This window comes from Pseudomonas mendocina, from assembly GCF_003008615.1.
Classification (GTDB): domain Bacteria; phylum Pseudomonadota; class Gammaproteobacteria; order Pseudomonadales; family Pseudomonadaceae; genus Aquipseudomonas; species Aquipseudomonas mendocina_C.
This window is the reverse complement of record NZ_CP027657.1, coordinates 3,808,369-3,831,182: the sequence shown is the minus strand read 5'-3', so window position 1 is coordinate 3,831,182 and position 22,814 is coordinate 3,808,369. Positions and strand designations below refer to the sequence as shown.

At 59.4% G+C, this 22,814-nt stretch carries 19 protein-coding genes, 1 other RNA gene and 1 pseudogene; 14 read left to right on the top strand and 7 right to left on the bottom strand.

The features are described from left to right. Position 1: 1 nt before the first annotated feature. Complete coding sequence (locus C7A17_RS17815) at positions 2 to 2,917, bottom strand: hybrid sensor histidine kinase/response regulator (RefSeq protein ID WP_106739267.1); 2,916 nt, start codon at positions 2,915 to 2,917, stop codon at positions 2 to 4. A gap of 128 nt (positions 2,918 to 3,045) precedes the next feature. Between C7A17_RS17815 and ssrA the strand changes: the two genes are divergently transcribed. Further along, positions 3,046 to 3,437, top strand: a transfer-messenger RNA (tmRNA) gene (ssrA, locus tag C7A17_RS17810). 69 nt (positions 3,438 to 3,506) lie between these two features. Here ssrA and C7A17_RS17805 read toward each other — a convergent pair. The 4 genes and pseudogenes from C7A17_RS17805 to C7A17_RS17790 form a co-directional block, all read right to left on the bottom strand. Next, a complete protein-coding gene (locus tag C7A17_RS17805) occupies positions 3,507 to 3,839 on the bottom strand; it encodes an XRE family transcriptional regulator (protein WP_074675645.1) in 333 nt (110 codons plus the stop codon). Next, positions 3,832 to 4,197, bottom strand: a complete 366-nt coding sequence (locus C7A17_RS17800) for a type II toxin-antitoxin system RelE/ParE family toxin (protein WP_061241945.1) — start codon at positions 4,195 to 4,197, stop codon at positions 3,832 to 3,834. Before C7A17_RS17800 ends, C7A17_RS17805 begins: the two co-directional genes overlap by 8 nt. Positions 4,198 to 4,245: 48 nt before the next feature. Next, positions 4,246 to 4,470, bottom strand: a pseudogene (locus C7A17_RS17795) (tyrosine-type recombinase/integrase); the annotation flags it as partial. 140 nt (positions 4,471 to 4,610) lie between these two features. Beyond that, on the bottom strand, positions 4,611 to 4,811 hold the full coding sequence (locus tag C7A17_RS17790) for a hypothetical protein (protein ID WP_158704680.1): 201 nt from the start codon (positions 4,809 to 4,811) through the stop codon (positions 4,611 to 4,613). A gap of 538 nt (positions 4,812 to 5,349) precedes the next feature. Here C7A17_RS17790 and C7A17_RS17780 point away from each other — a divergent pair. From C7A17_RS17780 to C7A17_RS17740, 9 genes are all read left to right on the top strand, one after another. Next, positions 5,350 to 5,631 (top strand): PqqD family peptide modification chaperone, encoded by a 282-nt coding sequence (locus C7A17_RS17780; protein ID WP_106739265.1) that lies wholly within the window; start codon positions 5,350 to 5,352, stop codon positions 5,629 to 5,631. Positions 5,632 to 5,642: 11 nt separating this feature from the next. Further along, positions 5,643 to 6,119 carry a lasso peptide biosynthesis B2 protein gene (locus C7A17_RS27350; protein WP_106739264.1) on the top strand — a complete coding sequence of 159 codons (477 nt, stop codon included), beginning with the start codon at positions 5,643 to 5,645 and terminating at the stop codon, positions 6,117 to 6,119. Further along, the gene (locus tag C7A17_RS17770; RefSeq protein WP_234035818.1) at positions 6,116 to 7,879 is read left to right on the top strand and encodes an ABC transporter ATP-binding protein; all 1,764 of its coding nucleotides are present in this window, start codon (positions 6,116 to 6,118) and stop codon (positions 7,877 to 7,879) included. The genes C7A17_RS27350 and C7A17_RS17770 overlap by 4 nt, the downstream gene beginning before the upstream one ends. Further along, positions 7,864 to 9,066, top strand: a complete 1,203-nt coding sequence (locus C7A17_RS17765) for a nucleotidyltransferase domain-containing protein (RefSeq protein ID WP_158704679.1) — start codon at positions 7,864 to 7,866, stop codon at positions 9,064 to 9,066. The genes C7A17_RS17770 and C7A17_RS17765 overlap by 16 nt, the downstream gene beginning before the upstream one ends. A gap of 85 nt (positions 9,067 to 9,151) precedes the next feature. Further along, complete coding sequence (locus C7A17_RS17760; protein WP_106739262.1) at positions 9,152 to 10,330, top strand: hypothetical protein; 1,179 nt, start codon at positions 9,152 to 9,154, stop codon at positions 10,328 to 10,330. A gap of 120 nt (positions 10,331 to 10,450) precedes the next feature. After that, complete coding sequence (locus C7A17_RS17755; protein WP_106739261.1) at positions 10,451 to 11,194, top strand: TylF/MycF/NovP-related O-methyltransferase; 744 nt, start codon at positions 10,451 to 10,453, stop codon at positions 11,192 to 11,194. After that, positions 11,195 to 13,798: a TMEM53 family protein gene (locus C7A17_RS17750; RefSeq protein WP_106739260.1), complete on the top strand. Its 2,604-nt coding sequence runs from the start codon at positions 11,195 to 11,197 to the stop codon at positions 13,796 to 13,798. Further along, positions 13,795 to 15,111, top strand: coding sequence for a hypothetical protein (locus C7A17_RS17745; protein ID WP_234035817.1), 1,317 nt, complete (start codon positions 13,795 to 13,797; stop codon positions 15,109 to 15,111). The genes C7A17_RS17750 and C7A17_RS17745 overlap by 4 nt, the downstream gene beginning before the upstream one ends. Before the next feature lie 8 nt (positions 15,112 to 15,119). Further along, positions 15,120 to 16,193: a glycosyltransferase family 4 protein gene (locus C7A17_RS17740; protein ID WP_106739258.1), complete on the top strand. Its 1,074-nt coding sequence runs from the start codon at positions 15,120 to 15,122 to the stop codon at positions 16,191 to 16,193. Here C7A17_RS17740 and asnB read toward each other — a convergent pair. Then, positions 16,182 to 18,038: an asparagine synthase (glutamine-hydrolyzing) gene (gene asnB / locus C7A17_RS17735; protein WP_158704678.1), complete on the bottom strand. Its 1,857-nt coding sequence runs from the start codon at positions 18,036 to 18,038 to the stop codon at positions 16,182 to 16,184. The genes C7A17_RS17740 and asnB overlap by 12 nt on opposite strands. A 188-nt stretch (positions 18,039 to 18,226) precedes the next feature. On the opposite strand from asnB, the gene C7A17_RS17730 reads away from it, so the two are divergent. After that, complete coding sequence (locus C7A17_RS17730; protein ID WP_106739256.1) at positions 18,227 to 19,219, top strand: NAD-dependent epimerase/dehydratase family protein; 993 nt, start codon at positions 18,227 to 18,229, stop codon at positions 19,217 to 19,219. Next, entirely contained in the window at positions 19,216 to 20,928 is a 1,713-nt protein-coding gene (locus C7A17_RS17725; protein WP_106739255.1) for a WecB/TagA/CpsF family glycosyltransferase, read from the top strand. The genes C7A17_RS17730 and C7A17_RS17725 overlap by 4 nt, the downstream gene beginning before the upstream one ends. 11 nt (positions 20,929 to 20,939) lie before the next feature. Here the strand turns inward: C7A17_RS17725 and wecB are convergent, their stop codons facing one another. Next, entirely contained in the window at positions 20,940 to 22,016 is a 1,077-nt protein-coding gene (gene wecB, locus C7A17_RS17720) for a non-hydrolyzing UDP-N-acetylglucosamine 2-epimerase (RefSeq protein WP_106739254.1), read from the bottom strand. A gap of 324 nt (positions 22,017 to 22,340) precedes the next feature. On the opposite strand from wecB, the gene C7A17_RS26950 reads away from it, so the two are divergent. Together C7A17_RS26950 and C7A17_RS26945 are read left to right on the top strand one after the other, a co-directional pair. Next, positions 22,341 to 22,502, top strand: a complete 162-nt coding sequence (locus C7A17_RS26950) for a hypothetical protein (RefSeq protein ID WP_199796341.1) — start codon at positions 22,341 to 22,343, stop codon at positions 22,500 to 22,502. Positions 22,503 to 22,579: 77 nt separating this feature from the next. Then, a complete protein-coding gene (locus C7A17_RS26945) occupies positions 22,580 to 22,741 on the top strand; it encodes a hypothetical protein (RefSeq protein WP_199796340.1) in 162 nt (53 codons plus the stop codon). Positions 22,742 to 22,814 lie beyond the last annotated feature (73 nt).

Below are 22,814 nucleotides of genomic sequence, written 5' to 3'. Positions count from 1 at the left end.
CTCAGAAACCACTGTAGAGCAGGCCCAACGCGACCTGTCGTACCTCCTGCAGATCGACCGGTTTACTCAGACAGGCCGACGCACCACGTGCTCGGGCATCCTCGAACAAACGGGCGTCGGCCACTGCGCTGATTACCATCACCGGTACATCACGCAGACGTGGCTCGGCGCGCATGGCGTCGAGAATATCCAGCCCATTGCCGTCGGGCAGGTCGATATCCAGTAGCACCAGCGCTGGCTCACTGCCTTCCAATTCGGCCAGAGCGCGCTGGCAGGAGCTGACGCCACGCACCTCGGCGAACTCACGCAGCGACGCCTGCAGAATCTTCATGCAGGCAGGGTGATCCTCGACGCACAGCACCTGAACCAGACTTTGCACCGTTTGTGCTGGCGCATCGACAGCCTCGCTGCTCTGGCCACCAGGACTGGCAGCGCTGGGTATATCGAGCCAGAAACGGCTGCCTACCCCGGGTTCGCTGCGCAGGCCGATTTCCCCATCCATCAGACTGGCCAATTCGCGACACAGCACCAGACCGATCCCCGTTCCCGGAATGTTCGAGCTTTCGCGTCCCAGACGCTGGAACGGCTGGAATAATTGCGCCTGCTGCTCGCTGGACAGCCCGGGGCCGGTGTCATCGACCCATAGCCGCACACAGTCGGCGCGCACCTCGTAACCCATGCGGATCATTCCGCGCGGACTGTTGTACTTGATCGCATTGGAAAGCAGGTTGAGCAAGATCTGCCGTACCCGACGCGGATCACCCTGCACGAACAAGGGCGGGTCGGCCGGCTCCATTACCTGCAACTGCAGCTGTTTCTGCTGCACCTCAGGCTGTACCAGCTCGGCGCAACCACCCAGCAAAGCGCCAATCTCGATAGGCTGGAGCTGCAATTGCTGCCGCCGGCTCTCGATACTCGAAAGATCGAGAATATCGTCGACCAGCGAAGTGAGATGACGACTTGCACTGACGATCTCGCGCGAGTAATCGCTCTCCAGTTTGGCGTCGGGCTTCTCCTGCGCCTCCATCTCGATCAACTGGGCAAAGCCGTGGATGGCGTTCAGCGGCGTGCGCAGTTCATGGCTCATACTCGACAGGAAACGACTCTTGGCCTGGCTCGCTGCCAGCGCTTCGAGGCTGGCGTGGCGCAACTCCTCCTGCACTTGCTTGAGCCGGGTGATATCGACATGGGTGCCAGCGATACGCAACGGCCAACCTGTCTCGTCACGCCCCAACACCTTGCCGCGGCTGAGCAGCCAGAGGTACTCGCCGTGGCAATCGAGGTAGCGATATTCCGCGTCGAAGTATTCCTCGCCACTGTCGGCGAACAGCTTGCGCAGATGACGCAGCCGCTCCAGATCATCCGGGTGCACGCGCTGGTTGAATTCGCTGAGCGCCAGGGTCGAAGCGCCCAGGCCAAAGCGCCGTACGAATCGCTCGCTGAGCTCGATGGTCAGCGCCTTGGCATCGATCTGCCAGAGGCTTTCGGTCGTGCTCTCCAGCACCAACTGCAGGATGTTCTGCGCCTCCTGGCGCTCCTGCTCGCTGGCCTTGAGCTGCCTCCCAGCCTGCTGCACGGCATCGGCCAGGCGACTGACCTCGCTAATATGGCTATCCGGTGTGGCCGGCAGGTATTTGCCCTGCCCCAGGCTGGCGGCCATATCGACGATGCCGGAAATCGGCTCGGCCAATTGGTTGCTCAGGTTGCGCGAACGCAGCCACATAAAGGCGAAGAACAGCAGGTAAAAGGCCAGCAGACCGGCGATCAGCAGATAACCGATCTGCATGTAGCGTTCGGCCAGCTGGTTGGTGTCATGGAAAATCTGCTCTTCGTCTACCACCAGCAGCAAGCGCCATCCGGTTTGTGGAATCTCGCTCCAGGCCACCAGTTGCTTGCGTCCACCGAGCACCACTTCCTGAACGTTGCCATTGCCCTCGTTCATCGCTAGCAGTAACGACTCCATACCCTCGCGCTTGGCCAGATTGAAGTCCTCGGGCTTGAGCACCTCACGGCGCACGGCCTCCTCGTAGGAGTACTGGGTCAGTTCGCGCAGGCCGAAATCCAGCTCACCGGCCTTGGGCAGCGCCATGATGTTGTGGTCATGGCTGACCAGCATCGCGTAACCCTGCCAGGGCACATTGAGTTCGGCGATCTCGCCAAGCACCTGGCCAACGGTGATATCCAGGCCGACAACACCTTCGAGGAAATCGTCGCGATACACCGGAGCGATGGCGGACATCATCCAGCCAAGCCCCGCAGGGTCGAGATACACCTCCGTCCACATCACCTTGCGATCCGGATTGTGCTTGGCGTCGGCGAGGTAGTAGAAGTTGTAATCTGGAATCACCATGTCATGGGGATACTGCGCCGGCGTATCGAACCAGGGGTAGATGCGGTTGTAGCTGTCCCAGGTATTGAAATACAGGGCAGCCACCAGCGGGTTGGCCTGCTGGATCGAGCGCATCAACGGATCGAGTTGCGACAGTCGCATGACCTTGTCGTGATCCTGCTGCGCCAAGGGCGTGCTATTGGCATAGAAGGACGCCGCGCGACCGTCGTCGCTGCGGGTATAGAACACACCACTGTCGGTAACCGCATGGCGTTGGCGCTCGAGTTCGTCCGCCTGGAAGCGGGTATCGAATAGCGCTTTGTGAGCGGCATCGCGGTATACCTGCACCAATGACTCGATGGAACGCAGGCGCCCGTCGATGACTTGCCCTTCGCGCAATGCAGCGCTGGCCAGATCCTTGACCGCTGTCTCTTGTAGGTGGCCGATCTGCGCATCGCGAATCGCCTGGTTGCTCAGCAGATACACCGCAATCAACACCGACTCCACCAGGATCAGTGGGATCAAAGCGCTTTGCACGAACGCTCGCCAGATCCACTGACGTAGAGGGTAGCGGCTAGAACTCGGCATTACGGCTCCTTTCCAGAGGGCACAGGCTGGCGCGAGGCGCCATCATAGCCTTCCGTGATGGAATCCGCAGTCGACGCTGAGGAACCTTTGCCGTACACTGAGCGTCCTATCTGTAACCGAAAAGTTTTGGGGCCGATTAGGATTCGACGCCGGTAGCGAAGCTCGAGGTGCATGCCGACTTGGTAACAGAAGTCGTAAATCCACTGTTGCAACTTTCTATAGTTGCCAATGACGAAAACTACGAGGGCTACGCTCTCGCTGCGTAAGCGGCGCGACTAGTCCTTCTGGTAGCTTCGGCTCCAGCGATCACTAGGGGATGCCTGTAAACCTGAAGTGATTGTCATGCAGAACAGGATCGCCGCGTAGTACGTTGTGGACGAAGTGGCTAAAACTTACACAACTCGCCCAATGCACCCTGCCCGTCGGGCGGCTGAGGGTTAACTCAATAGACACGGCTAAGCATGTAGTACCGACAGTGGAGAACTGGCGGACGGGGGTTCAAATCCCCCCGGCTCCACCAAATAAACCCCTGATTTTCCTAGAGAAAGCCAGGGGTTTTTCTTTGGGGTGTCGAAAAGGTGTCGAAGCGTTAAGCCTGCTGGAGAAGATCGCTTTCGATGTCTGAAAAATTGCTGATCTTCACCGAACCATCGGGAAACCGGGCAATGACATCCAACTGACCACCCATGGCTTCGATGTGGCTACGCAAAGTGGAAATGTACATGTCAGTACGCTTTTCCATCTTGGCGATGGATGGTTGCTGTACATGCAGTACCTCAGCCAGCACCTTCTGTGACAGCCCACGAGCCTGGCGCAGCTCATTAAGCGGCATCTCTGCAAGCAGCTCCTGGGCTTTGGCCTCTACCCTGGCCTGAGCCTCAGGCGCCATTTTTGCGCGCAGCTCTGCAAATTTCTTAGCCATCTATCAAGCCCTCCTTACGAAGCTGTTCCAGATGTTCGTCATACAGTCGATCAGACAGCGGAACGTTGATGTCATACCAACGATCATCACCAGTCTTGTCGCCACCGATCAGCAAAATAGCCGAACGCCTGGGATCAAATGCATACAGGGTTCTGTAGGGTCGGCCTTCGTGCTGAGTCCTCAGCTCGCGCATGTGGCTGTGACGAGAGCCATTGATTCCGCTGCTGTGTGGAAAGCCCAGTGACGGGCCTCGCTCCTCTAGGAGCTGGACTGACACCGCAACGGACTCCTGTTCCTCAGCAGACAAGCTTTCCCACCACTCACCGAACTCGTCGGTGTATTCGATATCCCAAGTCATGGAGAAAATATAACCTCAAAGGAATATTCCATCAATGGAATATCTGAATCATAGAGACGAGAGCGGGCCAAAGCGTACCGCATCCTGCAGATGATCCGGCGCCAGGTGCGCGTAACGCATGGTCATTGCCAGGCTGGAGTGGCCCAGGATTTTCTGCAGGGTGAGGATGTTCCCACCGTTCTGGATGAAGTGGCTTGCAAAGGTGTGGCGCAGGGAGTGAGCAGCCTGGCCTTTCGGGAGGCGGATGGTCGTCCTGGCCAGAGCGCGACGGAATGAGGTGATGGCCGAGTTCGGCTGATGGGCTCGACTTTCCAGCGGCCATCCGGTAGCTGATCAATCGCCATGATATTGACCCCGTCCGGACGCTTGAACTGCCGCGTGTTTGTCTTGTTTGTGTATTTGGCAAACAAACATCAGACGGCATGCCCCCACCGGACGTAGCGTTCTTCCAGGATGCCCTTGATGTGTTCGTAGAGTGCGTCTTCATCCATGCCTTTTGCGGCATAGTGATCGCGGATCGACCTAATAGAGCAAATATCTTCAAAGTAGATTGCGTTGGCGTGGCGTGTGCCGGAGGCGATTCCAATGCCCAGGAAGTAGGCTTCTTCCTGCACGCCTTCTCGATGCCTACTAAGCTCGCCGGGCATTGTGCCAAATGCCCTACGAAATTCCGGTAGGCGGTACTCGCTTGATGATGCCAAAAACACTGCAACGCTATACCAAATCCGGCGCGCTTATAGATTCGGAGTTGTCGTATTTGAAATTGGACAGGACTCAATCACTGTGCAATTCGATAGCGGCATGAAGTACCTGTACACCGCCCAGATCGCGGGAGAAGCTCGCATTGCAGACATGCGGCGGGCCCGAGCAGGAGACGGACTCAAAAGCTTGGTGCAACTGGGATCCCGAGAGTTCGGGCCTGTGATCTAGCGTCCCAACCGAATCCGTTGCAAGAGCTACTAGCCGATCAACAGCCAACCAGGCCTCCCCTGTTGCCTCTGGCCATCCTGCGAAGCATGTGTCCTGGTGATCGATGACCCTGAGTACAGCGGTGATCCCCATGCTTTATCAGCTTGCCAGACGCTCGTGTAATAGTGCCATCACACTGGGGAGCTGTTAGGCTTGCGCTATCTTCTTGGATCATGAGTAGCCATGCCCCATCTAGCCGCCAACAGCCACGTCATCCGCTCGCCTGAGCTCATTGCAACCGAGATGGATGGCGACATTGTCATGATGCATGTCCGCAGTGGCCAGTACTTCGGCATCAGCGGAGTAGGCCCGCGCCTCTGGGCATTGCTCGAACGTCCAATGACCATTGAGCAAATGACCAACACCATCGTCAGCGAGTACAAGGTCGACGAACAGACCTGCCGCGGGGATATTCTGATATTCGTGCAAGCTCTTCTGGATCAGGGCGCAGCCCAGATCATCTGAAGTCGCTCAGCATGTACGCACAACTACGCTGTCGACTGCATAACTTCCTACGCAAGCCGCGCGCTCAACGTTACGCTCTGCCCATTGTCTGGCCATTGCTCGGTTTGAGCCGAGCGCTGGTTCTGCTGTTGCCCTTTCGCCTATTGAGCAAACTGCTCGGTGCAGAGCACGGCCCATATCCACTCTCATGCCTGGCGACGCCGCAACAAACCAGGCGAGCACTCGATATTGGTCGTACCGTTCGCTGGGCTGCATGCCATACGCCCTGGCATTCCAACTGTTTCGCCCAGGCCCTCACCGCTCGGATGCTATTGGGAGCAGCAGGCATTCCCTGCGTGACCTGCTTTGGTTTGTCTCGCGACGTGCAGAAAGCACTGATTGCACATGCTTGGGTAACCGTCGGATCAATTCGCGTCTGCGGTGGCGACGGCCTTGCCAGCTACACGGTCGTAGGCTGTTTCGTCACTTCCGGGCGTAAAACGCCATGATCCTCGCAGTTGCCGCCAATGCCTTCATGCGCCTGCTCCGACGAGCCCCGGCGAGAAAGGTAGCGAGCCTCTTCGTTCTGATGGTGTTGTGTGGCCTGACGGAGGGGCTTGGCATCGCCATTGTCATTCCCCTGCTGCACGTTTTGCAGCCCTCACCTGATACCTCTGCCAACCTTGCAAGCAACCTCCTGTCAGCAGCCGGCAGGTTTGGCGACTGGTTGACACCCGGGCCATTACTGACCCTTTTCGTGCTACTGGTTGGCTTGCGTAGCCTCATTCAATACGGTCGCGAGCAACAGGCCGCACACCTGCAGCACATCCTCGTCGACGACCTGCGCCGCGAGTGTTTTTCAGCCCTGCTGCACGCGGAGTGGCGCTGGCTCATCAAGCGCCGTCGAAGTGATCTGGCCAGCCTGCTGCTCAATGACATCAACCGGATTGGCAATGGCCTCAACTTCGGACTCGCGACACTCGCCACGCTGATGACCATGGCCGTTTACCTGATTGCAGCCCTATTGCTGTCGTGGCAGATGACGTTGCTGGTGCTATTGAGTGCGGCTCTGCTGTTGGTCGCGCTCAATGGCCAGCGCCACAATGCACTGGCTCTCGGCCAAGGCTTGTCCGCCGCATTCAAAACGATGCATGCCAACGTGCAGGACAGCCTGACGGGCATACGCCTGAGCAAGACCCTGGGGCGTGAAGAGATTCATCTGGAGCAGTTCGAGCTAGCCATGCATGACATGCGCGTGCAGCAAGAACGCTTCTCGGCCACAAGCGGCAAGACCAAAGCGCTGTTCCAATGCTCAGGGGTCGCGCTGCTGGCGTTTTATCTCTACATGGGGCTTGAGTTCTGGTCGGTCGCGACGGCTCAACTACTGACACTGGTACTCATCTTCGCCCGCCTGATTCCGCTTTTTGCAACCCTCCAGCAGCAGGTACACCAGTGGCTGCATGCCTTGCCGGCGCTGCTTGCGGGTGAAGCCCTGCTCCAGCAGAGTCTGGCGGCAAGCGAGCAGGTGATCCAGGACAGCTCGACCTGGCAATTGCGCCATGCAATCCGCCTGAGTGGCATTGGTGTGAGCTATGCAGAGCGCGAGCAAGTCGCTCTGGACTCGGTGACCCTCGAGCTCCCCTACCTGAGCACAACTGCGGTCGTTGGGCCATCGGGCTCTGGCAAGAGCACGCTCGCCGATGTCATCGCCGGCCTGCTGGCTCCGGATACGGGCACGATTACCGTCGATGGCGTACCGATAGATGCGAGCAATCGCATCTCCTGGCGTCATAGCGTGGCCTACATGACCCAAGATGTGTTCCTCTTCAACGACAGCATTCGCAACAACCTGCTGTGTGGCCATGAAGAGGCCAGCGAGGATGCCCTGAAAGAGGCCCTGCACCAAGCAGCTGCCGACTTCGTTTTCGATCTGCCGCAAGGACTCGACACCCAGATTGGTGATGCTGGAGTCAGCCTCTCCGGAGGCGAACGACAGCGGCTTGCCTTGGCCCGTGCGCTTCTGCGCAAACCTCTGCTGCTGATTCTCGACGAAGCCACCAGCGCACTGGATCAGGACAATGAGCTGCGTATTCGCGACGCGATTGGCAAACTGCAAGGAACGGTGACCATCCTGATCATCAGCCACAAACCGACAACGCTGGAACATGCCACCCAGGTGATCGAACTGGATCGAGGTCGCCTGGTTAGATGCAGCAGCAATCCCCCTCTCGACGTCACTCAGGAGTGCACTGCATGTCCCAGCAGCTAGCCCGGCAACAGCTACTGACACTGCTCGGGCAGCCTCCCGTTACCTTGCCTGAAATTACCGAGCAGGAATGGACGACGCTGCTGGACATGGCCAGCCAACATCGCTTGCTGCCACTGCTGCAATGGCAGCTGAAACATGAAGACGTACGCGATTCGATACCCGCAGCAGTCCATGAACGCCTGGCTGCTGCCTGCCATCGCTCGACGCTCAGATGCCTAAGACAAGGCGCGGCGCTTCGACAGGTTACCCAGTTGCTGGATGAAGCCGGAATTGACAGCCTGGTGCTCAAGGGCGCTTACCTGGCCTTCTATGTTTATCCTGCAGCAGGTCTGCGCCCAATGCGGGATCTGGATATCCTCGTCCCCTATGCGCAGGCCTTGCATGCGTTTGAATGCCTGCAGCAAGCCGGTTTCGTCCAGTCCGAGCAGTCCAAGGGGCATGCCAGGGACTGGCTGGACAAACACCGGCACCTCCCCCCGCTGATCGATGGCCACGGGGTCTGCATCGAAGTGCACACCAGTGTCTACACAACGGATGAACATGACGCTTACCTGAGTCAGACCCAGTTGCGTACCCGTGCCATCGAGGCTCAAGCACCCGGCACTCCGACCATGCGAGTGCTTTCGCCCACGGATCAACTGCTGCACCTGATCGTGCATGCGGCTTACCAGCATCAACTCGATAACGGCCCCCTGATCATCAGCGACATCGCCATGCTGCTGGAGAAACACAGCATTGATTGGCCACTCTTCTGGCGCCTTGCCAAGCACGGTGGTTACAGCAAAGGGTGTTACCTATTGCTGGAAATGGCTCGCCAGGCGTGGCCTAGGCTGGAACTGCCGCCAATGGCCGCAGAACATCAACCCAGCAGCGAAGTCATGCATGTCAGCAAGCAGTTGCTTCTGAACAGCCAACAGTCGCACCGGGACGCCTATTACCTCATGCTGCTGGACAAACAACAGACTCTTTCGGGCAAGCTGCGGATCTATGCTCAGGCGCTGTTTCCCTCGCGCGAAAAGCTACTCAGCATGCAGGGCACGCCAGATTCAGCCTTACTCGGCTACTGGATACGCTGGCAGCGTTTCTTCACACAACGCCTGCCGGAACATCTGAGAGCCAGACGTGACCCGCAACTGGGCGAACAGACCCGCCTACTGGCAGACTTCGAGCGCTGGCTCAATTCCTAGGTTTGCCCGTCCGCAAAAGCCTATGGCACAGTGCCCCACCTTGGCGTCCCACAATACCCCCTGACCACGCACGATGAGCCAAACCATGTCGATACGAGCCGATGCACCCACTCGAACAGATGAAGCCTCGCTGGGCGACCTGTTCATCGGCATATTGAACTTCTATCTGAAGCAAGGGCGCCGGGTGCTGCTGATAGCGTTGCTGTGCACTGCGCCCGTCGTGTTCTGGGTGGCGAATAATCCGCTCTATCAGCTCACCGCACTGCTTGATACCCCGACCCTGTCACTGGACAAATGGCGCCAGATAGAGCCCATCCTTCCAGATAAAGCCCTCATTCAGAACACCCTTGAGAAAAGCTCGGCAGGCAGCGATGAAGCCGAGCGCCAGCGACTGGCTGGCCGTTTCAGCAACCCTGATTTCTGGAAAAACAGTGTTCGCTATCGCTCGGCACTGCGCCGAGACGATATTCAGGACGCACCGAGCGCCAATCTGCAAAAAGCCAGCACCCTGGGATTGGAGTTGTCCATCAGAGCCCGCAGCGACGACCAATCCAAACTTCTTCGACAGCTCATGATCAGCCAGATTCGTGAAGCAATGGTGCTGGAAGGTGCACGCAGCCTCATAAACGATTGGCAAAACCTCATCATCGACAAACGACCGGAGTTGCAACTCCAGCTGTTCGACAAACAAGTCGCCATGCAACTCAATCGCAGCCGCATCGAAGACATGCAACAGTTACTCGCCCAGTACCCTGAACTTCGTCAGGTCGAGCGCAACACCGTGGTTTCGGTGCAAGGTGGTGGTGGCCGCTATATGTCACCACTGGCTCAGATTGTCGCCCTGGAATCAACGATTTCGGAGGACAATAGCCTGATCAAGAAAACCGAGTACGAGCTGGAGCGGCTTGGATTCTACGAGCAGGTCATCAGCAAGATCGACAAGTCACTACCGCCCACTCATTCGGGTCATGATCTGGCTCAACAATTGATAACGCGCGCCAACCAGCTCCAACAAGCCAATGCTTCATCATTGGCTGCAACGGAAGTCAGCTCGGACGTGCTGAACCAGGTTCAGTCTCTACTCAGCAAGCCACAGCTGCTTCAACTCAAGGCAATCACCGACCTTCCGGCAACACCGATCATTAGCAGGCGCCCTCTGATCGTCGGCGCCGGCATATTCGCCTTGGTATTTTTCGCCAGTTCGGTATTGCTTGCCCTGTATCAGCTGATCCGTCGCCAGGCGTTACCGCTCGGTGCCAAATGATCACCAGCGCAAGGCATGCGCTTCAGGCTACAACCAAACAAGGGGTTACAGAGCCCTACAGAGCCGTCGTCAATCCAACATGACCCAGCGCCTACCTTCATACACACCGGGAGTACACGGATGCCCAGTTTCAAGGATCGAGCACGCCTGATCTACTGGCGGCTACGCGCGCGCGCGCACTTCAACCGCAATGATGTTCATGGTGCACTGCACCGTGCCTGGGCTTACGTACATGCGACACAACTCAGTGGCGACTACTACGAATTTGGCGTTTATCGCGGACACAGCCTGATCAGTTCATGGTTGTCCTACCAGCGCTGCAACGGACGAATCCTGAACTCCAAGGATCTTCCGTATGAACGTAAGGGAAGCGTTGCAGACTTCATGGCCCATCAGAGCATGTTCTATGGTTTCGACAGCTTCTCGGGCATGCCGGAAAATGATGAGGGCGAAGACACCCTTGCCACAGGCACATTCATGGCAACTGAACAAAGCACGAGGGAGCTCTGCGCCGTTGTTGGCCTGAAGGCGCCACGCCTGCGCTTGGTGCCCGGACTTTTCAGTGACAACGCCCAGGCCATTGGCTCTGCCCCCGCCGCCATCGTGCACCTGGATTGCGATCTTTATCTGTCCACGCGGGATGCTCTGAACATGATCGGCCCCCGACTGGTACAGGGCAGCGTCTTGCTGTGCGACGACCATGACCTGTTCCGCGCCAGCAATGACAAGGGCCAGCGCAGGGCATTGCGTGAGTTCCTGGAGCAAAGCCAGATTGAGCTTGAGCCCTGGTTTGCCTATGGCGCGGCATCGCGTGCCTACTTGTGCCATGTGCCGAACCGAGACGGACAGACGGCCGCACGATAGATGGCACACTCGGGCCTCAGCTTTGCCAGTGGCGCAGCCATCTATGCCACTGGCCAGATCACCAACTTCGCCTTTCAGCTACTTCTGCTGCAGCAGCTTGGCCAATCGCTGTACGCCGAAGTCGGCCTGGCTCACCTGCTGATTCTCAGCACCCTGTTCATTGCCGACCTGGGCTACAGCTCTCTATTCCTGCGCGAATCGCCAGATGCGCCAGGCTGGAGCGCGCGCTGGCGCAAGGCGCTTCTGCACCGACTGACGCTGACGCTGTTGCTCGATGCAGCAGTCTTGCTTGGCTGGCTACTGATACGCGGTGCGCAAAGCGATGGTTTTGCCTACCTGCTCAGCGCCTTGCCGGCCACGCTACTGGGCTTGATCAATTATTCAGCACCGCTACTCGCCCAGGGGCGACGGCATATGGGCTTTCTGCTTCAGCAAGTTGCCTGGCCCACAGCCCTGATGGCCAGCCTGATCGTGCTGCTGAGCAATACGCCCCTTTCCGCCAGTACGGCTGGTGCGCTGGTCAGCCTGGGTTTTGCTGCTCAGGCAGCGGTCAACCTGTACACGTTCGGCCGCCCCCATCTGCTGTTACCCAGCCTGGACAAGCGGGAAAGCAACATGCTCGCATCAGCCCTGCAGCTATCGATGATCGGCATTGCCGGAACCCTGCATGAACGTCTGACACCCTTTCTGATCGCCCAACTGGCACCCAGCTTCACCGCCACCTACCTCCTGTTGAGCCATGCGCTCAATGGTGCATCCGGAATCTTCAACCAGTTCAATCGCCTCTTGTTGGTCGAAGTCAAAGGATCGGGCTCAAGGTGGGCAGGCTACCTGGGCGCATTGCTCCTGGCAGGATTGGCGATCGGCCTGCTGCTGGTACTGACCTTCTGGACACTATGGCCTGCAACGCCCCTGCTGCAGAGGCTGGATCTGCTCATCCCAATCATGCTGGGCTGGACCTTCATCACCCTGGGAGGCCTAGGCAGTGCACTGGCCATTGGCCACGGGCACGAGCGCCAACTCCTGCACATCATGTTCTTCGGGCTGTTCACCAGTGCGCTGTGGCAACTCACGGCCTTTGCGCTGGAATCCGCCGCCGGACTGTTGTGGGGCCGCGCACTGGTGATGCTGGGCCTAACCCTGGCCACACTTCACTTGTGCCGCCTTGGGCTCACTTCCAGTGGCTATCTGCTTCTGACATCCATCTTCATCAGCGCACTGATCATCGATCTCCCGGCTGCCTGGCTGTTGAACGCGGCACTGCTGCCACTGATCCTGCTGTCGCTTTATCGACAGCCTCAGGCATTGCGGGAGGCGGGAACGCCACATGCCGCCAAGACCCAGTCGCCGGCAGCATTCCAGCAAGCCCTCGCCGATCACTACGGCGCGGAAATCAGCCGCTTGCGCCATGAGCTTTTCTTCATCCGGCAGCGCACAGGCTACAAACGCAATCTGCGTTGTTTCCTGGCAGCCATGCGGGACGCCGGATACTGCCTGTCGCTGCCTCGCCAATCGGCCCGCTTACCCACAATCATCGGGGTGGCGTCACTGCCCGGTAGCAGCGGTCGCGAGGCATTGGAGCCCTGCCTGCAAAGCCTGCAAGCACAGGGACGCCCCACTGCCATCGTGATCCACCCGCGCCTGCGCTCGATAGTCAGTGGATCCTGCCCGGCACGCCCATCCTTCAAGGGCTGGATCAGTGCACTGCACGCCTGGATCATGCCGCTTCCCGCAGCACATCAGGCTCCCATCGAGGCCTGGCCGGTACGCTGCACGCTGTTTCGTCATCGCCTCTGGCTGGAAGCATGGCGGCGCACCCTGGCGCAGCAGGCTGCGGGCGGAACGCTGCTACTGCACAACGACTTCGACCTGTTCGCCGTTGCCGCCATAGAGGCCAGCCGGGGCACATGGCGCAGCCTCTGTGTGCAGCACGGGCTGCCAACAGACGAATTCGCGCCACCAAGAGCAGATCGACAACTGGTCTGGGGAGAGAGCAGCCAGGAAGCCTACCTGACGCTGGGTTTCCCCCCCGCCACTCTGCTTCGCGGCCCGAGCAAAGCGTTGCCGCCCCCTACCGAGGCACTATCTACCCCAGCGGCGATATGCATCATTTCCCAGACGCACACACCAATCTTCGGTCGCTCGCTGAAGGCCGACTTCATTCAACTCGCGCAACACCTGCATGCCGACGATCACTATGGGCAACGCCTGCAAATCCTGCTGCACCCCGAGGAATGTCGGCAGGCGAATCCCTACCCCGCAACACTGGTTCACCTGTGTCGACGCCCGCCACATGACATCCTGCAGCCGGGGAGCGCCCCCAGCATCGTGCTGGGCTTTTGCTCGACGGCATTGCTCGATGCCGCACGCTACGGGCATCTGGTCATCGGCCTCGACTGGCAGGCACCCGGCTCGATAGCCGCCCGAAAGGTTGGACAGCCACTGATCCGCGTGGCCGATTACCAGGCGCTGAGGCAGCTCCTGGATGCACTGGTGCAGCATGAAGAACGGCGTCAGGTCTTCCTGAAACGCCAGCGCGATTGGCTGGAGGACACATTCAAAACGAATGACCAATGGCTGGAATGGGTGGGTTGCACGCGATGAGACGCTATTACCTACTGTTGCTGATCCTCTGGATTCACTGCGGCGACCTGTTCACGGCCTGGCTCTATGACGCCGGCAATTTCCCCGCAGCCTCGATGCTGCGCCCCAGCCGCGACGCTACCATCATCATCACGGCAGCCCTGTGCCTGCTGGTCTGCCGACTGCCCAGGGATATGCTCATCGCCATCGTGCTGTATGGCGCCCTGGCGCTCGTGCACATTCCGGTCGGCCTCGCCTACGGGGTTTCACTGCCGATCATCATCGGTTCGTTCGGCAGCCTGATGATTCCCCCGCTGCTGTTCCTGGTCGGTTACTACTGCATTCGCAATACCGCAGAGCTACAGCGCAGCGCATCGTTCATCGTCCTCATCGCACTGGCCAGTACCGCCTTCGGTACCTGGGATATCGGCCACACCGAATTCTGGACACACACCCTGCGCTTTCCTGAGTACAGCGCACAGATCAAGGGCGTTCTACCCAGATCGACACACCCCGAAACCGCCCTGCCCTGGAACTTCTACATGGGCACCATGGAGAACCTGCAACGGCGCGCTGCCGGGCTGCTCGCCGCACCACTGGCCCAAGGTAGCTTTCTGGCCATTGCAGCGCTGCTGGCGCTGGCGATGAACCACAGGTATCTGCGTGATCGTGCAGGTCTCTGCTTGCGCTTGCTGCTGTGCGCCATGCTACTCGCTGGCGTGTGGATGTCGGGAACCCGCGGCGCGATGCTGATGGCAGGGATCGCTCTGCTCGGCTACGCACTCAGCGCACGCCAGCTCTCCGGCCCGCCCTGGGTTCGGCTCATGCTCGCCAGCATCGTACTGGCGGGCTTTCTCGCGGCCTCGGCCTCCTTGATCATCAAAACCATCTTCTTCCTTGATGGCTCCAGCATCGGGCACTGGACAGCCCTGCAAAAAAACCTGCAAGACCTGCCACAGGTTTTACTGCTGGGCGGCGGACTGGGGCGACAGGGCGCAGTAGCCGGAACACTTTTCCTGAGCAGTCTCGGCGGCGGCGAAGGGGCAATTTTCAGCATCGCGTTCCAGATCGGCGTCCCCGGCGCACTGGTGTTCCTGTATTTTTATGGGCGAGCCATGCTCCTGGCGCTGAACGGATACCGCCAGCATCAAGAGACGCTTGGTTTGGCACTATTCTACCTAGCGGCCGGCATGACCATCACACTGGTAACCTCCGAACACATCCTTTCGGTTTCAGGCTCGGCGGCGCTGTGGCTGATGCTCGGCGGCGCCGTACGCGCCTTCGGCGCACTCGATACAGGCAGCGCCGTTCCCACTTCACAGGCCCTTAGATAAGTCTCGACATGACTCCTGCACGCATCCTGCACGTCTACAAGAACTTCCAACCTCATACTGGCGGTGGTGGCGTTTCGCGCCACATCGCCGGCCTGGCCGATCTGGCATTGCAAGAGGGGCATTCGATACGTGTGATCGCTCAGGCTGTAGACCCTGACGCAGGAGCCGGCCGCTATGAGGTTCATCATGCGAGCAAGGCCAACCTGCTAGCCGATGTTCGCTGGGCGGATATCGTGCATGTCCATGGCTCACGCACACCAGTCAGTCTACGTGCGGCGTACATGGCCCATCGCCTGAACAAGAAAGTCGTCTACACACCGCATTGTTACTACGATCACGACAGCAGCACCGTTAAACGCGCGGCCAAGTGGCTATGGGATCAACTGGCCGAACGCTGGCTCCTGAAGCGGGCTGATGCCACCGTGTTACTGGCTGAATTCTGGCTGGACTATCTGCAGACCCGGAACCTGCGCGTCACACGCCCTGTGTTCATCCCCAACTGTGTGCTGCTGAAGAACCTGCCTCAGAACGTCATGGGCACAGAACTCAAGGGCTCGCCGGCCTTGCTGTCGGTAGGACGACTCGACTGCGTCAAACGCCTCGAAGACGCCATTGCAGCGCTTAGCCAACCTGGACTCGAGCAGGCAGTGCTGCATCTGGTCGGCACCGGCCCTGACCGTGCACGCCTGGAACATCTGGCCGCCAGCCAGGGACTGAGTGAACGGGTACAGTTCCACGGCTTCGTCAGCGACAACGATGTCGCCGGGATGTCGGCTGCAGCCGATGCATTCCTGCTCCCGTCGGAAATGGAAGGCATGCCGACAGTAATCATCGAAATGCTGTTGCACCGTTGCCCGGTGGTCGCCAGCGACATTCCAGGCAACCGGGCGATCCTCACCCAAGTCGGCCTGGAGGATGCTCTCTACCCACTCGCGGATGTCAGCCGACTCGTGCAATGCATCGTGCAGCAGTCTCGAGGCAGGATCAGCGACGAACATCATCGACGCACGATGAATACCTTCACCTGGGAAGGTATTCGTCAACGCGTAAAAGCCCTCTACGAAAACGTGTCAGCACGCTAGTCGACCCGGCCCGGTCTCCAGCCAACGCAGCCAAAGCAGGAAACAGACCGGCCACCACAATCTGGGGTTGCCTGGCTGGCGACGTAGCTGTTCGCGTAGCTGCGCGATGTCGATGAAATCTGCTGCGGCCTGCGGAGGTGCCTCGAGCAGTTCGGTCAGATTCATATGGCCAACCTGGTACTGCTCGGCATTGCCCAACCCGCGATTCTTGTGCCCACGCACCACGGCATCCGGCAGACGGCCAGTCATCGCCATGCGCAGCGGCAGCTTTCCACCCGCAGGTCCAACCTTGCGTGATGCAGGCAGGCGCATGGCCAGCTCGGCGATACGGTAGTCCAGGAATGGTGACCGTGACTCGATGCCCCAGGCCATGGCATTGCGGTCGCCATAGCGCAGAATCTGCGGCAACAGCACCCGCCTCACATCATCGACACCCTGCACATCGAGTTCCTGGCGCTGCAGAGCGATCACGCCCTGCAATGCCTCTCGCTGAGCATTCAGGAAGCCCTCACGGAGCACGCGCATATGCGGCTGCCGGCGGAACAGGCCATACAAGGCCGAGGCGGGCAGACTCCAGACCAAGCGGCGCAGTGCAATGCCGTATGACAGCTCATCACTCGCCAGAAGTGCACCCGCCTGTGCAAAGTCCAATCGCCCGAGCGCTCGACGCAGTGCCAACGGCAGATAGCGCCGGGTATAGCCGGCAAACAGCTCATCACTGCCATCCCCCGTCAGCACCACTTTCGCCCCGGTTGCCGAGATAGCTCGGAACAGGCGCCACCCCGCCAGAATGCTTGGCGTCGCCACTGGCAACTCCTGCACCGCGATCAGTTGTTCAAGCTCCGCCAGTTGCGGACAGGCGGCAGCCGCTACACGGTGATACGGCAACCCAGGCGCGACATGTTCCAGGGTGCGCAAGGCTGCCGCCGTTTCGTCGTGTTCCTGGCCTATCTCGCCATCGTAGCCATAGGAAAAAAAGCCCTGAAAGTGCTCCAGCGCCTGGCGTTGCTGACCGATGGCCCAAGCCACGCTACCCGAATCCATACCACCGGAAAGCTGCGCGGCAAGCGCGACATCGGAGCGCAGACGCAAACCGACGGCATCCACGAGAAGCTCGGGCAGCGCCTTGGCGACCGTCTCGCATTGCAAGTCTGGATCGACCTCGGGCCAGTCATGAAAACGTCGTTGCTCGATGAAGCCATCCGGCGTGACGCACCAGAGCGCCCCGGGTGGTACCTCAATGATGTCCTGCAGAAAACTGGAAGGGCGATGATCGAGCAAGCCCAGGCTCAGGTAGTCCAATGCCGCGGCGGGATCGACCCTTAGCGGCGCCTGGCTGGCCGCCAGCACAGCCTTGAGTTCGCTGGCCACCGCCAGGCAATCCGCCGATCGCCGGCAATACAGTGGTTTGACCCCAAGCCGATCACGACTCAGATACAGCTTACCGGAAGGCCCGTCGTGTATCGCCAGCGCCCACATGCCATTGAAGCGCTGGAAGCACGCCGTGCCCCAATGACGCCAGGCCAACAGAATGACCTCCGTATCGGAGCCGGTGCTGAAAACGGCGCCCAGTGCCTGCAACTCAGCGCGCAACTCTCGATAGTTGTAGATCGCGCCATTGAAGACCAGCGCGGTTGCCGTCAGCGGGTCAATCATGGGCTGGGAAGCCGCCGTATTGGTATCGAGAATCGCAAGACGCCGATGCCCCAGCAGCAACCGACCACCCCAGGCCGCATGCATGCCTTCAGCGTCCGGCCCGCGATGCGCCAGACAATCCAACGCAGCTCGCATTGCCAGCCTACTCGCCTGCTCTGGCCAACGTGCCAGAACCACCAGACCACACATAGACAGCCTCCATACAATCCGAGCATCACGCTGGACGAGTGACATAAGCCCCAGAAATCAACGCAGCATCCTAACAACAATCACCATCGGATTCTGCGCCTACCCACCTGTTGTTCTGCCAAAACCTCCCTACAATAGGCGGCACCATCAATGGCACTGAACTCGGTGCCTGATTTGCCAGCCAGGGAGTGCGGAAGTTGTCTTCACCATTCGCAGCATCGGGGAATAAAAGACGGGTTTTCATCACAGGTGGAGCCGGATTCATTGGTCGTCGCCTGCTGGAAGTATTGCTACCAGAGGCGCATGTCGCCGTTTTCGACAATTTGTCCGTCGGTCTTCCCATGCCTGAGGCTCGCCCTGGCCTCACCACTTTCCTTGGCGACATACGTGACCCGGAGCGTGTCCAGCAGGCATTGCGCGAGTTCGAGCCGGATACGCTGATCCACCTGGCGGCGCTGCATCACATCCCCAGCTGTGAAGCCGATCCCAGGCTGGCTGTGGAGGTCAATGTCCTGGGCCTACAGACTGTTCTCGATGCCTGTGCAAAGCAGGGCTGCAAACGCGTCCTGCTGGCCTCCAGCGGCGCGGTTTACGCCGTCGCGGATCAGCCCCTTAGCGAAGACATGCAGCTACACCCCTGCGATGTCTATGCAGCGACCAAGCTGAGCAACGAACACCAACTAGCATTGTGGGCCGAGCGCACTGCAGCCAGCGGCATCATTGCCCGACTGTTCAATGCCATCGGCTGGGGCGACCCCAACGGCCATCTGATCCCTGAGGTCTTGAGGCGGATGGAAGGTGCACCAGCGGGTTCGCATATACGCCTGGCAATGGGCAACCTGCATACTCGTCGCGACTTCGTCGATGTCAAGGATCTCGCCACCGGCCTGGCCGCACTGGCCAACCATGCGCCCTGGCCCGAGCAACGAGCCAGTGCCTACAATCTGTGCAGCGGTCGCGAAACGGCAATTACCGATATCGTGAATGGCCTGGCTCGATGCCTGGGCCTGACGGTAGAGATTCACAGCGATCCAGCCCTGCGCCGCAAGGTCGACCGTCCTAGCCAGTGGGGGGCTCCGGAAAAGACCACCGAGACCACAGGCTGGCATGCAGCGACACCGCTCGATGACAGCCTTCAGGAGATCGTGACAGAGTGGCAGAAGCATAAGGCCAACGCATGAGCCTGATGCGACCGAATTATGGAGCCGCCATCTGCCGATTCTGCGGAATGACAGAAGATCAGCACGCTATCGACCGAGAGCAATTGCTCGATAGCGGCCAGACGCTCTACTGCTGTGGCCATTGCGCCTCAGCCTACCTGTGCCCGGATCTGCCGGCCACGACTCTGGATCATTTCTACCGGGAACACTATCGCCAGCTGTTCCCCTTCATGGCCAGCGACACGCCGGACGAACGCCTGCTGTTGCAGATGCGCAGCCGAGAGCTGGCGTTGCACAGAGCCAGGCGACTGGCCCAATCACTGCCCCGCAATGCCCGGGTTCTGGAGATCGGTTCCGGCCATGGCGCCTTCCTTGGCAGCATGCATGCCTTACGCGATGACCTGCAGCTATTCGCGGTCGAGCCAGGTCATGCCGAACGCAGCCTGGCGCTCGATGGTGCCCCCGTTCGTTTCATCGAACTCGAGCAGATCGATCAAGTCGGTACGCTTGATCTGATCGCGCTCTTTCATACCTTTGAACATCTGGTCGATCCTGTGGGTGTGCTCAGGCAGCTTGCCGCCGTCAGTACCCCCGAAAGTCGCCTGGCCATCGAAGTCCCCGATGCGTTCATCCCGGGTGCCACCTGGACGGCAGTGCATCCAGCGCACACCTGCTATTTCAGTGCAGACGGCCTGCAGCGCGTCATACGCCTGGGAGGCTGGGACCCCGTCGCGCCCACGAACTGCACGGCCGGTAATCTTTATCAAGAGGCACGCCCTGCGGCGGAAGGCTCGGTCATTGCCCCTGTGACACCTGCCCAGCGCGAAGCTTTTCTACAACAGGCCCGAGACGCTCAGCGAACGCCTGTATCGCCAATCCGGCGCATGCGTCTGAAAGCCCTTCAATCCGTACTGGGTGCAGACAGGGTTGGAAGGCTCTCCCGCTGGCGACACGAGAGGGCACTGGATCAGGCGCTCTCGACCCCGACGCAAGCCATCGTGCTCGGTGCCCCCGTCAGCCTGGTGACACAGGAACAGGTCATCCAGCGCGCGCTGGACAGCATGCAGACACGCCAGCCGCTGAGGCTGGCAGATGTCAACACCGCCAAGCTGATCGACCTGCAAGAGGACGCCCAACTGCGCCAGGCACTGTTTCGTGCAGAGCTTTGCGTCGCAGATGGCATGGGCGTCGTATGGGCGGCTCGCAGCCTGGGTATCCCCGTTCCGCAGCGGGTAACCGGCATCGATACGATGCATGCGTTGCTGCAAGTCTGTGCCACCCAGGGCTTGCGCCCCTATTTGCTCGGTGCAACGCCCGACGTCATCGAGGAAACCGTGAGGAAGCTGCAACACAGTTACCCGACGCTGCAACTGGCGGGCTGGCACCATGGCTATTTCAACGCAGAACAGGAGCCGCAGCTCTTCGAGACACTGCGCGACAGCGGAGCTGACTGCCTGATCGTCGGACTCCCTACACCTAATCAGGATCTCTTTCTGAGCCGCGTCCAGGCCAGGCTCGATATTCCCTTTCTGATGGGGGTTGGCGGCTCGTTCGATGTCCTGGCTGGGCGCCTGCGGCGTGCTCCACTGTGGATGCAGCGGGCCGGTTGCGAGTGGGTGTTTCGCCTTCTCCAGGAGCCTAGGCGACTGCTCAAACGCTATGTCACCAGCAATAGCCGCCTGATCATGCTATGGCTGCCGGCCTGGCTCGCCAAGCGCCTCTTCGGCTAACCCTGACAGCCTCAGGATTCGAGCAAAGCACCGAGAATATGGCGATAGGCAAGGCCATCGCCAAGGGCTCCGCCCCTGTGAATGCTCGCCCCTTCCAACTCGGCAGCCAGTCGGCAAAGCGTCTCTGGCGAGATATCCCGAACCAGGTAGGCTCCGCCGTTTTCCAGGGTTTCCGGACGCTCGGTATTGTTACGCAGGATCAGGCAAGGCAAACCCAGCACATAGGCCTCTTCCTGCAACCCCCCACTGTCGGTGAGTAGCAGGGATGACTGCTGCAGTAATGCCAAGGTATCCAGATAGCCCAGTGGCTCGCAGCAGATAATCGAAGGCAAGGCTGCGAGTATTGCGTGATGTGCATCTGACAAGCGAGGGTGGTAGGGATATATGACCACCTGCCCACGCCTCTTGGCGAGATACTCAATACTGCTCATGAGCTGGGCGAAACGCGCCATATCATCGGTATTGGAGGGACGATGACAGGTCAGCAACAGGTAATTGCCTGGCTGCACCCCAAACCGCTCGAGCACTTGAGAGTATGTGATTGCCCGTGCGGCATAGAGCAAGGTGGCATCCACGCCCGTATTGCCGGTCACCTGCACACCTGCTCCGGCGATACCTTCCCGAGCCAGGAGTTGAACCTGCCGCTCGGCAGGGCAGAACCAATGGCTGGCCAGGTGGTCGAGCAGCACCCTGTTGTTTTCCTCAGGCATGCTACGGTCGAAACTGCGCAACCCTGCCTCGACGTGCGCCACACTGAAGCCCGCCTTGCTCGCGGCCAGCCCACCGGCCAGAGCGCTGTTGGTATCGCCTTGTACCACCACATGATCAGGTTTCAGGTCGTTGAGCAACGGATCCAGAGCCACCAGAATACGTCCGACCTGTGAGGCAGGAGGACAGGCCCCGACACCCAAGTTGAAATGGGCAGCCGGCAACGCCAGCTCCTCGAAGAAGCACGCATCCATATTGGACGAATAATGCTGATTGGTATGGATCAGGGTGTAGTCGATCCGTTGATCCTGGCAGGCCTTGATCAGGGAGGACAGCTTGATGATTTCGGGGCGCGTGCCCAGGACAAAGGCGATGTGCATGAAGCGACTCAGGCAGGGAAATGAGACCATACACCAGCGAAATCCCATCCACCGCCAGTCCTAGGCGACTCCAAGAATGCCGCATGCCCTCCCCCTACTCAAGCCTGCGAAGCGCATTATGCATTCGGTCGCTGGAGGCAGACTGCAACAGGTGGCATGATTTTGAGCGGCCATCTGGCAGACGAGCGATCATCGTGCTAGAACGAGCCAGTTATGCCAACGTTCAATCAGAACTCATCGGCAGGCACTTTGCGCGGCATCCTAAGTGCTTGCCCAACAGATAACGCTGATACGATCAGATATCTGCAACCACGGAGCCCCGACATGCAACCCAAAGACCTTGAAAGCGTTACCGCCGCCGAGCCAAGCGAGCATATCGACGCCCGCGAACGCCAACCCTACCAGGCGCCCAGCCTTGTCCGACTTGAATTCAAGAACACCGAGGCTGGCTCAGCTGGTTCAACCGACGCGGGTATATTTTCCTGACCCCTGTTAGCGCTATTCACCCGGCACTACCACACCGAAGATAATCGCTGATCAGCACCCGCCACGAGAGCCATAGCATGCAAACACAAGACCTTGAAAGCGTTACCACCGCCGAGCCAAACGAGCAGATCGACACCTGCGAACGCCAGCCCTACCAGGCGCCCAGCCTGGTGCGAATGGAACTTTCAAAAACACTGGGCTCCACTGGTTTTATCAGTGATGGCAGTAATCAGTCCTGAGTTTCTGGCAGAGCCTTTGTAATCTCTGGCTGGTGTCAGCGTTGTATCTGTACCTGTGCATCCCCGCAATCAG